The 10,734-nt window shown below is 73.0% G+C and carries 12 protein-coding genes; 7 read left to right on the top strand and 5 right to left on the bottom strand.

Annotated features, from left to right (window positions below; all coding sequences use genetic code 11):
- On the top strand, window positions 1-462 hold a 462-nt coding region (locus ACFV4F_RS40455), incomplete at its 5' end, for an HD domain-containing protein (protein WP_380510514.1).
- 164 nt (window positions 463-626) lie between these two features.
- Here the strand turns inward: ACFV4F_RS40455 and ACFV4F_RS40450 are convergent.
- On the bottom strand, window positions 627-1,742 hold the full coding sequence (locus ACFV4F_RS40450; RefSeq protein ID WP_380510511.1) for an ABC transporter substrate-binding protein: 1,116 nt from the start codon (window positions 1,740-1,742) through the stop codon (window positions 627-629).
- Window positions 1,743-1,834: 92 nt separating this feature from the next.
- On the opposite strand from ACFV4F_RS40450, the gene ACFV4F_RS40445 reads away from it, so the two are divergent.
- Window positions 1,835-2,578, top strand: a complete 744-nt coding sequence (locus tag ACFV4F_RS40445; RefSeq protein ID WP_380510508.1) for a DUF4241 domain-containing protein — start codon at window positions 1,835-1,837, stop codon at window positions 2,576-2,578.
- Here the strand turns inward: ACFV4F_RS40445 and ACFV4F_RS40440 are convergent.
- On the bottom strand, window positions 2,548-3,039 hold the full coding sequence (locus tag ACFV4F_RS40440) for a flavodoxin family protein (RefSeq protein WP_380510505.1): 492 nt from the start codon (window positions 3,037-3,039) through the stop codon (window positions 2,548-2,550). The genes ACFV4F_RS40445 and ACFV4F_RS40440 overlap by 31 nt on opposite strands.
- A 149-nt stretch (window positions 3,040-3,188) precedes the next feature.
- Entirely contained in the window at window positions 3,189-3,986 is a 798-nt protein-coding gene (locus tag ACFV4F_RS40435; RefSeq protein ID WP_380510502.1) for a hypothetical protein, read from the bottom strand.
- Window positions 3,987-4,098: 112 nt separating this feature from the next.
- On the opposite strand from ACFV4F_RS40435, the gene ACFV4F_RS40430 reads away from it, so the two are divergent.
- From ACFV4F_RS40430 to ACFV4F_RS40420, 3 genes are all read left to right on the top strand, one after another.
- Window positions 4,099-4,557, top strand: coding sequence for an Lrp/AsnC family transcriptional regulator (locus tag ACFV4F_RS40430; protein WP_380510499.1), 459 nt, complete (start codon window positions 4,099-4,101; stop codon window positions 4,555-4,557).
- 129 nt (window positions 4,558-4,686) lie between these two features.
- Window positions 4,687-5,046, top strand: a complete 360-nt coding sequence (locus tag ACFV4F_RS40425) for a hypothetical protein (RefSeq protein ID WP_380510496.1) — start codon at window positions 4,687-4,689, stop codon at window positions 5,044-5,046.
- Between the two features lie 112 nt (window positions 5,047-5,158).
- Window positions 5,159-6,673, top strand: coding sequence for a carboxylesterase/lipase family protein (locus tag ACFV4F_RS40420; protein ID WP_380510493.1), 1,515 nt, complete (start codon window positions 5,159-5,161; stop codon window positions 6,671-6,673).
- Between the two features lie 43 nt (window positions 6,674-6,716).
- On the opposite strand, the gene ACFV4F_RS40415 is transcribed toward ACFV4F_RS40420, so the two are convergent.
- Together ACFV4F_RS40415 and ACFV4F_RS40410 are read right to left on the bottom strand one after the other, a co-directional pair.
- Window positions 6,717-7,037 (bottom strand): hypothetical protein, encoded by a 321-nt coding sequence (locus ACFV4F_RS40415; protein ID WP_380510490.1) that lies wholly within the window; start codon window positions 7,035-7,037, stop codon window positions 6,717-6,719.
- Between the two features lie 124 nt (window positions 7,038-7,161).
- On the bottom strand, window positions 7,162-7,857 hold the full coding sequence (locus ACFV4F_RS40410) for a hypothetical protein (RefSeq protein WP_380510487.1): 696 nt from the start codon (window positions 7,855-7,857) through the stop codon (window positions 7,162-7,164).
- Between the two features lie 481 nt (window positions 7,858-8,338).
- On the opposite strand from ACFV4F_RS40410, the gene ACFV4F_RS40405 reads away from it, so the two are divergent.
- The gene (locus ACFV4F_RS40405) at window positions 8,339-9,622 is read left to right on the top strand and encodes a family 2 encapsulin nanocompartment cargo protein terpene cyclase (protein ID WP_380510484.1); all 1,284 of its coding nucleotides are present in this window, start codon (window positions 8,339-8,341) and stop codon (window positions 9,620-9,622) included.
- A 121-nt stretch (window positions 9,623-9,743) separates the two neighbouring features.
- Window positions 9,744-10,625 carry a geranyl diphosphate 2-C-methyltransferase gene (locus tag ACFV4F_RS40400; protein ID WP_380510481.1) on the top strand — a complete coding sequence of 294 codons (882 nt, stop codon included), beginning with the start codon at window positions 9,744-9,746 and terminating at the stop codon, window positions 10,623-10,625.
- Window positions 10,626-10,734: the final 109 nt, after the last annotated feature.

The following is a 10,734-nucleotide window of genomic DNA, read 5'->3' as shown; positions in this document are numbered from 1 at the left end:
GAGATCTGTATCAGAGACAGGTTGGAGGCCGTGCGCGTCCTGGTCGAGGGCGTCGGGGTGACCGACGTGGACGTGCTGCGGGCGGCGGTCCTGCACGACGTCGTCGAGGACACCGGATGTACGGCGGCCGAGGTGCGCGAGCGGTTCGGGCCGCGGGTCGCGGAACTGGTCGGGTGGGTGACGAAGGACGAGCCGGCCGAGGGCCGGTCGAAGGCGGAGGCCCGGGCGGCGTACCTGGACCGGCTGCGGCACGCGCCCGAGGACGCGCTGGTGGTGAAGCTCGCCGACCGCCTGAGCAACGTGCAGCGCCTGGACACCCACCCGCGCCCGGAGAAGCGCCGCACGTACTACCGGGAGACGCTGACCACCATCGTCCCGCTGGCCCGGGCGCACCCGTGGTTCCACGCGTGGTACGCCACCTGGACCCGCGAGTTCGCGTACCTGGACGCACCGGAGGGGTAGCTCAGGCGGTCAGCGCCGCGAGTTCGGCGTCGGCGCGCCGGAGGACCAGGGCGAGGACGCGGCCCGCGGCCGTCACCCCGTGGGCCGTGTCCGTGGGGCGATGGCCACTATGTCCATGGCTACTTTCCCGGCCGACTGGTAGCCACCGTGCGGGCGGCGCCCCTTCAGCCGGAGTGGAGGACCCGGAAGCGCCCGGCGTCCGCCGGGTCCCGGTCGACGACCTGGACCGGGGGCCAGGCCCACTGCCGGACACTGACGCCCGGGGTGCGGGAGAAGCGGATCCGCCCGCGGGTGCCCTCGACGTCGACGCTCGGCCAGGCTTCGGCGACGCGCGCCCGGTCGGTGCCGTGCGACCGCAGGACGTCGGCGAGCACGGTGATCGTGTCGTGGCCCTCGAACGCGACGAAGGACGGCTCCTGGCCGAGCTGTTCACGCAGGGCCGTCCCGACCCGTGCGCCGAGCGGGCCGAGACGCTCCGGCAGGTAGCGCAGGAACGGGACGGCCGCGCCGTCGTCGCCCAGCAGCGCCGCCCACTCGGCGAACTCCGGCTGCCCCGCCGGAGCACCGATGAGGACCTCGGCGAGGCGCTGGTCGCCGCGTACGGCCTTGACGACCGACACGGCCGGCTCCGGGGCGCCGGTCAGCAGGAGGAGCGCCGTCGCGCCGTCGTGGGCGAGTCGGTCGCACACGGCGTCGGGGGACAGCTCGCCCATGTCGAGTTCGACGACGGTGCCGCCGCGCGGAGCGAGGTACTCCCGCAGGATGCGGGTCCCAGACGCCCAGTACACACTCGGCTGGATCGCCACGGCGATCCGGCGGTGGCCCGAGCCGAGGAGGAAGTCCGCGTAGACCCGCCAACTGTGGGACTGCGCCGGGCAGATCCGGGCGACCCGTTCCGTCGGCTTCTCGGTGAGCGCGTCGAGGACGGCCGACGAGCAGAGGAACGGCAGCCCGAGGGCGTCGGCCCTGGTGGCGGCGGCGCGGGCGACGACGCTGTGGTACTCCCCGGCCAGCGCCACCACACCCAGACCCGCCAGCTCGTCCACCGCCGCCACCGCTCGCTGCGGATCGGCGGCGGTGTCCCGGACCAGCAGTTCGAGCGGCCGGCCGTCGATCCCGCCGGCGTCATTGACCTCGCGAACGGCCAGTTCCAGCCCGGCGATCAGGTGCCGGCCCGCCTCGACCCAGCCGGGCCTCGTCAGCGGGGCGAGGGCACCGATGCGGATGGACGACGACCCGTCAGTGTGCAGAGGCGTGGGTGACGATGGCGGCGTAGTCATGCGTGGGAGTCTCCCCGTGGCGCCGTGGCCGCGCAAGCGATCTTTCCAGGCGGCGATGGGGAGTGTCGGTGCGATCGAATAGCGTGCACGGCATGGATCTTGCAGCAGACGCCCGGGTGGCGGCCGAGCCCGAAGAGAGCTGGTACCTGGACTCGGCCTTCACACCAGGGGTCACGCTCGGCACGCGTTACGACGACCCGTCGACGCCCGTCCGCGTCGTCGAGGTACGGGAGGTGACCACGATCCGCATACCCAGCGGCCGCCTCGTCGTCGACGCGCCGTGGCCGGACGAGGACGAGTCCGACCTGCGCGCCCGGCCAGGCCGGGAGCTCGCGGAGCGGATCCCGCCCGGCACCCACCGGGTGGAAGCGGCCTGGACGGAGGCGCCGTACGACTTCATGGGCGAGCGCCACGACGGTCGGCAGGTCGCCGCCGTCCGCCTCCTGGTCGCCGAAGCGCCCGTGGCCCGTTGGGAGATGGGGCTCGGAGTCGGCGACGACATCGAGCGGATCCGCCCCGGGGGCCGGCGGATCGGCTTCCGGACCGAGACGAACACCGCCGGCTTCGGCGACGCCGCGGCGTGGCCGGCGCTGACGGCCCCGTTCCTGGAGTTCTGGCGGGGAGCCCGGTCCGGCAACCGGCAGCCCCGGCGGACGGAGAACCTCTTCGGCGGTGCCTTCGAGCTCGTGAAGGACGAGGAACACGGGGCCGACCTCGTGACCTTCAGTGCCGAAGGAGACGACGTGGTGTGGCTGGGGCGCGCGGAGTCCGGTGCCGTCGTCTCGGTCGCGGTGGCCTCCGGGTATCACCTGTTCTCCCGCGAAGCCCCGTTCTGAGCGGACCGGGCGCGCAGGCCTTCGGCGAAGGCGTGCGCGGCGGCGAGGTCGCCCGCGTCCGGGCGGGCCTTGCTGATGCCGCCGACGAGCTTGAAGGGGAGCCAGGTGTCGAAGCCGCGGCACGAGAAGGTGTCGGACACCGCGAAGCCCTTCCGCGCGAGCCGCCGCACGAGGGGCCGGGTGAAGGGCCCGAACCCCGGCTCGGGAAGCCCACTGGTGGCGAACACGAACGCCTGCGACCGCCCGCCCTCGGGCAGCGCCTCGACGAACCGGCGCAGCCGCGGGTGGTACCGCCCCGAGAAGATCCCCGACCCGAAGCCCACGAGGTCGTAGGCGGAGAGGTCGGCCGCCGCCACGTCCTCGGGCGCGACGACCGGGGCCGCCAGAACCTGCCCCATGACGTCGGCGACCCGCTGGGTGTTCCCGTGGGACACGGACGTGCACACGATGATGGCCCTCATTGGTGATTCCCCTTCCACTACCGGAGTTCCGTCCGGGTGCGGCCGGCGCCTCGCGCAACGGCCACACCCAACGGGTAGACCGGGTAGCGCCGAGGGACGTGACATCGTCGGGGGGAGGAATCTCGAACCGTCGGTCGAAGAGGCCTGGATCAGGTGAGCAGGCCGGGAAGTTCCCCGGAGCGCCGGGCGGCCCTGGTGATGCCGAGTCGCAGGAGCGAGTCGGCTGCCGCCAAGGCGACGAGGGCGAGGACGAAGGCGGTCACCGGGTCGAGCCGAGTGGGGGCTGTGCAGAGGACCAGCAGGAAGGCGAGCGTGCCCGCGGCGGAGGTGAGGGCGCCGCGCATCATGTCGACGGCGGCGGCTGCGCCGGCTGTGCGGTGCACCGATGTCCCCATCACCGACAGCAGCACCGGCACCGACGACAGGACCCCGCCCACGAACGGGCCCAGCCCCGCCCCGGCGGCGAGGGCGCCCGCCACCGTCACGCCGGACAGCAGCATCCGGACCGGGATCTCCCACGCCCGCGCCGGGCCCGTCCGCCCTCCGGCCGGGTCGGCCTCCGGCCAGGTCAGGAGCCCGGTGACGATCACCGTCAGCGCGAGGCCGGCCGTGAGCCAGACGGTCCCACACAGCGTCCCGACCAGCCCGGCCGCTGCCGCGCACAGCAGCGCGAGCACGAGCGTCCAGGGCGGGCGGCGGGCCGGGGCGAAGCGCGCGTAGGCGAGGCTGAAGCACGCCACCACCAGCGTCCCCGTGACGGTGCCGTGCGCGGCCTCCGCTACCTTGGCGGGGCCGGCGGCGAGCCAGGTCAGGGCCAGGAACGGGCCGGTGCTCGTCGGCGCGCCGAGCAGTTGCCCGCCGCGGCGCGGGCCCAGCCGCCGCGCGACGACCGAGGCGAGCAGGACGAGGGACGGGGCGAGGGCGGCCCGGAGCAGCAGCGTTTCCATGACTGCGATCCTTGCGCCGATTGGTCCGATTTTGTGTCGGACATCGAGGCTGTAAGCCCTCTCGTAGCGCGGGAAACTCGGCAGGATCGCCATCTCGCCGAGAGTTTGTAGCATGGCCACCATGGACCGCATCGACCGCCAGCTCCTCGCCCTCCTCCTCCAGGACGGCCGCGCGACCTACCAGGAGCTCGGCCGCCAGGTCCGGCTCTCGGCGAACACCGTCGCCGACCGCGTCCGGCGGCTCCAGGCGGAGGGGGTCATCCGGGGCTACCGAGCCGAGCTGAACCTGGAGGCGTTCGGGCGCGGCATGCAGATGATCAGCGACATCCGCCTCGGCGAGGGCGTCGACCGCCGGGGCTTCGAGGAGCAACTCGCGGGCGTGCCGCAGGTGATCGGCGCGATGCGCCTCACCGGGGACTACGACTTCCAGCTGCGCATGGCGGTGACGGACGCCCGCGAGTTCGAGGCCGTCATCGACCGGCTCAAGGCCGACCTGGGCGTGCGGGAGCTCCGCAGCCGGCTCGTCCTGCACGAGGTCCCGCTGGGTCAGGACCGCGCCCTGGAGACCTGACCGGCTCCCCGAAATTCGGCGGCCCCCGCGCGTCCACGCGGCTATCGTCCCCACCGATGAGAGCGCTGACCACGACCCACCCGCCGTAGGTACCTCCGGAGAGTCCGGAGGGCCTTACGGAGGCTCTCGATGTCCCGCACAGCCCGTACGGCTCCCTGGCACCGCCGCGTCCGCGAGGGCGTGTCGGAGTCCTTGTCCCTGCGCGACCTGCGCTACCCGAACGCCGAACTGGCCGCCGCTGCCCGCGAAGGCCGCCGGCCTGCCCCGACGACGATGCGTCGCCGGATCGCCACCTGGGAGTACCTCGCGCTCGACTACCGGACGGGCTCGTACCCGACCTGGATCGCCACCGCCGAGGCCCGCGCCCGCCGTCAGGGCCGATCGGACGCCCAGCGGATCCGCGGACTCCACCGCGCGGGCCACGACGTCGACGGCGCGGACATCCCGCCCGTCCGCCACCGCCGCGGTGTGCGCCGGCTCCTCCTGTAGGCGGCGAATGCAGGCGGCGAATGCAGGTGGCGAACGCGAAATTGACTGGCGGGCGGCCCGCGAGGGCGAGATGCTCCGGGGGAGTGCCGAGCCGTCCACCGGAGGAGTCGCCATGACCGCAGGTGCGCCCGTCGTCGATGCGCCGGCCGGGGCGGTGCGGGGTGCCCGGGAGGGCGGGGTGGCGGTCTTCCGCGGCATTCCGTTCGCCGAGCCGCCCGTCGGTGTCCGCCGCTTCGGTGCGCCGGCGCGCGTCGGGCGGTGGGACGGGGTGCGGGACGCGACGGCGTTCGGCCCGCCTCCGCCGCAGGGCGGTGCGCTGGGCATGGGCGTGCTGTCGCGCGACAAGCCCGGCGATGACTGGCTGACGGTGAACGTCTGGACGCCCGAGCCCGGTCCGGCAGCCGGGCTGCCGGTGATGGTGTGGATCCAGGGCGGCGGCTACACGGTCGGTACGGCCGCGCTCCCCGAGTACGACGGCGGACGCCTCGTGCGCGAGGGCGGGGTCGTCGTGGTGACGCTCAACTACCGGGTGGGGCTGGAAGGGTTCGGGCACTTCGAAGGGGCGCCCGACAACCGGGGGCTGCTCGACCAGATCGCCGCGCTGGCGTGGGTGCAGGACAACATCCGGGCCTTCGGGGGAGATCCGGATCGCGTGACGGTCTTCGGCCAGTCCGCCGGGGGCGGTTCGGTGGCGGCCCTGCTCGCGATGCCGCGCGCGGTCGGGCTGTTCCGGCGGGCCGTCGCCCAGAGCGCGCAGGGCACGTTCTTCACGCCCGAGCTCGCCGCCGACATCGCGACCGTCTGCGCGGCCGAGCTGGGGCTGCGGCCCACGGCGGCCGACCTCGCGGAGGTGGCGCCCGCCGAACTGGCCGCCGCCGGTGACGCGGTCGGTTCGGCGATGGCCCGACGGGCGGACCGCTGGGGCCCGATCGCACACCGGTCGGTCCCGTACTCGCCGGTCGTCGACGGCGACTCCCTGCCCACGACCCCCTGGCAGGCCCTGGCCGCCGGTGCCCGCACGGACGTCGGACTCCTCGTCGGCCACACGCGCAACGAGCAGCGGCTGCTCAGCGCGCTCGACGGCCTCCTCGGCCAGGTGACGCCCGAACAGGCCGCCGCTGCACTGGAGACCTTCGGCCCGGGCCCGGACGCCGCCCGGCGCTACCGGGACGGATTCCCGGCGGCCGGTCCGGACGAACTGCACGAACTGGTGCTGTCCGACTGGCTGTTCCGCATGCCGAGCCTCCACCTCGCCGAAGCCCGGACCGCCGCCGGCGGCGCGGCCCACGTCTACGAGCTGACCTGGCCCGCCCCGGGCATGGGCGGCATCCTCGGAGCGTGCCACGGCCTGGACGTGCCACTGGTCTTCGGCAACCTCGACCGCGGCCAGCCGGCCCTTTTGCTCGGCGAGACCGCGCCCCCGGAGGCGGAGGCCGTGTCGGCCCGACTGCGCGCCGCGTGGACGTCCTTCGCCACGCACGGAGACCCGGGCTGGCCGCCCTACGACGCCGAGCAGCGCCTCATCCGGCAGTTCGACACGACCCCGGCCGTCGTCCCGTACCCGGAGGAGACGTCCCGCCGGATCTGGCAGGACCACACCTTCGCCGCCCTCCCGCTCCTCGGCTAGCTTCCCCGCCGGGGAGCGCGCCCTTCGAGGGAGCACTGCGCGCTCAACCGGCCGACCGGGCGCGGGCGCGCAGCATGGAGTCGATGTCGGCGAGCCGCCCCGCGCCCGGGCTCCAGTGGTTCTTGATGCCGCGGCGGATGCCGTCGAGCACGGGCAGGCCGCGTTCGTCGCCGCGCAGGGCCACGTCGACGCCGTCCTCGACGAGCCACCGGACCACCTCGTGCCGTCCGGCGTGCGCGGCAGCGGCCAGCAGGTCCACGGCGTCGTCGCCGGCCATCTCGTCCAGCGGGACGTCGCTCAGGAGGTCGAACGCCGCGTCGTCGTCGCCGCGCTCGATGGCGGCCAGCAGCGGGGGAAGGTGCATCAGGCGAGTGTGCCGGTAGTGGCGACGGCGAGGCGAACGGATTCGGGCGGCGGAACGGAGGGGGAGCGGCCCTGACCGCGGAGCGGTGGTCGGAGGGCTCCCGGCCACCGCTCCGCGCGGTCCGTCAGGGAGCGGGGTAGGGCGCGAAGCCGGTGTTGGACTTGCAGCCGAGGTTCTCGAAGGTGCTGATCTTCGTGTTCGGGTCGGTGTACGTCAGGTGGTACTTGCAGGCGCTCTTGAGGTAGCGGCCGTCGACCCCGCCGGGGAAGTCGATCTCCCGGTTCCAGAGGTAGGGGGACTGGTAGTTGTCGACGCGGGCGGTGGCGTTGACGTCGATGCCGCCCGGGGCGTAGATCTCGTAGACCCAGCCGGTCTTGGCGGTTCCGTAGGTGGCGAACTTCTGGGCCACCCACAGCTCGCAACTGGTGCTGAGGTGGGCGCTGCTCTGGCCGCCGCCCTTGACGATGTACTCGGCGAGCGGGGTGACCTGCTCGCCGCGCGGGGTGAAGCCGGTGCGGAAGATGTCCTCCACGTTCTCGCGGGTGTCGCCGCGCCAGAGCGTGTTGACGTCGTTGCGCCACTGCCAGCGCTCGTTGGTCGCAGCGGTCGCGACCGGCTGGGCGATCTGCGGCTCGGTCGTCGTCTGCCACCAGTCCGAGGCGCGGTAGTCGCGGACGGGCCCGCAGGGGAGTGTCAAGTCGTCGGCGGCCGCACGCGGGGCGCGTACGGCCGGCGCAGCGGCGGCCGGGGCAACCGCGACGGTGGAGACGGCGGAGGCGAGGGACAGGGCGGCGAGCACCCGCAGAGCGGCTTGCAGCATGGTGAGGGCCCATCAGTTGATCAACGTGACCGGCCCTTTATAGAGGCGCGGGCCCGGGTGCGCCCGGAGCGATACGCCGAACACCACCCGCACGAGGGGATATTTCGTACCGGGAGGACCGCGGCGTGGGGGTCGCTCGGTGTGGGGGCGGAGTGAGCGCGGGGCGCGCGGACCCGATAGCCCGGGAGAGGGGGTTTTCAAACGTCGTAGACACGAACGTTCACCTATTCGGGTGTAGAAGATCGTCCGAAGCGTTGTTGAACCTGCCCGTCCGCCTACGGTTGGGGGCGAGCGAGAGGGCGGGCTCCGGATGGATCCGTCCGGAGTGGCCTGTTCCCTCTCTCCCCGGGCGAGATGACGGCCCGTCACGTCCTTCGCAACCCTTCTCAGCGGGAGGCCCCTCCATGCCCCTGGGCACCACACCGGAGTCACCGCCGGCGCAGGGGCGCCGGACCGGCGCCACCCTCGCGGTGGTGCGACCATGAGCGCCGCGGCCACGACCGAATCCGCCATCGACCGGATCCTGCGCGGCCCGACCGGCCTCGGGACGGCGAGCCTCTATCCGACCCGCCCGGCCGTCGAGGCCCCGATCGTCGAGCCCCCGGTCGCCGAACTCCCGGTCGTCGAGGCGCCGTCCGTCCCCGCTCCGGCCGCCGCGATCCCGTCCGCCCCCGTCCCCGGCGTGCCGGTCCTGGACGTCCCGCTGCTCGACCCTACGGGCGCGCCGTCCCCGAGCACGCTCGCCCAGGCGGCCGAGGCCCCGGCCGGGGGCGGCAAGCCGAAGGTGGGCGATCCGATCCCGGGCCTGTACCACCACCCGATCGTCGAGCCCGATCCCGTCCGGGTCGAGGAGCTGAGCCTCAGGATCAAGGCCTGGGCGATCGACGAGATCGAGCTCTACCCGGCGGAGTGGGAGGACCAGTTCGACGGCTTCTCCACCGGCCGCTACATGGTCGCCTGCCACCCGGACGCGCCCAGCATCGACCACTTGATGCTCGCGGCCCGGCTGATGGTCGCCGAGAACGCCGTGGACGACATCTACTGCGAGGACCACGGCGGTTCGCCCGTCGGCCTCGGCGGCCGCCTGCTGTTGGCGCACACCGCGCTCGACGCGCTGCACACCACGGCCGAGTACCACGGGCCGTGGGAGCAGTCGCTGTCCTCGGACGCGCCGCGCCGGGCGTACAAGTCGGCGATGGACTACTTCGTCGCCGCCGCCACGCCCTCGCAGTCGGACCGCTTCCGGCACGACATGGCGCGCCTGCACCTCGGGTACCTCGCCGAGGCGTCGTGGGCCGAGACGGACCACGTGCCGGAGGTGTGGGAGTACCTGGCGATGCGCCAGTTCAACAACTTCCGTCCCTGCCCGACGCTCACCGACTCGGTCGGCGCCTACGAGCTGCCGTCCGACCTGCACGCGCTCCCCGCGATGCAGCGCGTGATCGCCCTCGCCGGCAACGCCACCACGATCGTCAACGACCTGTACTCGTACACCAAGGAGCTCGCCAGCCCCGGCCGGCACCTGAACCTGCCGGTGGTGCTCGCCGAGCGCGAGGAGCTGTCCGAGCGCGAGGGCTACCTCAAGGCCGTCGAGGTCCACAACGAGCTCATGCACGCCTTCGAGGCGGAGGCGGCCGCGCTCGCGGCGAGCTGCCCCGTCCCGACCCTGCTGCGGTTCCTGCGCGGCGTGGCGGCGTGGCTCGACGGCAACCACCACTGGCACCAGACGAACACCTTCCGGTACACGCTGCCGGACTTCTGGTGACGTCCGACGTTCCCCCGTACCCGGTCCCGGGCTCCGTCCCCGTCCCCGGTGACCGTCCAAGACCACTTTCCGAACACATCTGATCACCTCTTTTCACCTGTCATGCAAGGAGCTTCGACGCATGTCCCTCACCGACGACCTCGCCACCCAGACCGGCGCCGCGATCCCCGGCCCGGCGACTCCCTACCAGGGCGACATCGCGCGCTACTGGGACCATGAGGCCCGGCCCGTGAACCTTCGCCTGGGTGACGTCGACGGTCTCTACCACCACCACTACGGCATCGGCGCGATCGACGAGGCCGCCATCGGCGACCCCGAGGACAGCGAGCGCGAGAAGAAGGTCATCACCGAGCTCCACCGCCTGGAGTCCGCCCAGACCGACGTGCTGCTCGACAACCTCGGCGCGATCACCCCGGACCACACGCTCGTCGACGCCGGCTGCGGGCGCGGCGGCTCCATGGTGATGGCCCACCAGCGCTTCGGCTGCAAGGTCCAGGGCCTGACGCTCTCCACCCAGCAGGCCGAGTTCGGCAACAACCGCGCCCGTGAGCTGGGCATCGGCGACTTCGTCCGCTCGCACGTCCACAACATGCTCGACATGCCGTTCGAGACCGGGTCGGTCGCGGGCTCGTGGAACAACGAGTCGAGCATGTACGTCGACCTGCACGACCTGTTCGCCGAGCACTCCCGCGTCCTGTCGGTCGGCGGCCGGTACGTCACCATCACCGGCTGCTGGAACCCGCGTTACGGCCAGCCGTCCAAGTACGTCTCGCAGATCAACGCGCACTTCGAGTGCAACATCCACTCCCGCCGCGAGTACCTGCGCGCCATGGCGGACAACCGTCTCGTGCCCCAGGCCGTCATCGACCTGACCCCGGACACCCTGCCGTACTGGGAGCTGCGCGCCACCACCTCGCTCGTCACGGGCATCGAGGAGGCGTTCATCAACTCCTACAAGGACGGCTCGTTCCAGTACGTCCTGATCGCCGCCGACCGGGTCTGACCACCCGCCACCGACGCCGCCGACGCGCCCGCCCGCCCCCCCGCGGGCGGGGCGCCCCGTGTTGCGGGGGGGGGTGTTTGTGTGTTGGTTGTTGTGCTAATAATAATGT

Origin of the sequence: Kitasatospora sp. NPDC059722, assembly GCF_042733235.1 — a bacterium.
Classification (GTDB): Bacteria; Actinomycetota; Actinomycetes; order Streptomycetales; family Streptomycetaceae; genus Kitasatospora.
This window is presented reverse-complemented; position numbering and strand designations above follow the sequence as displayed.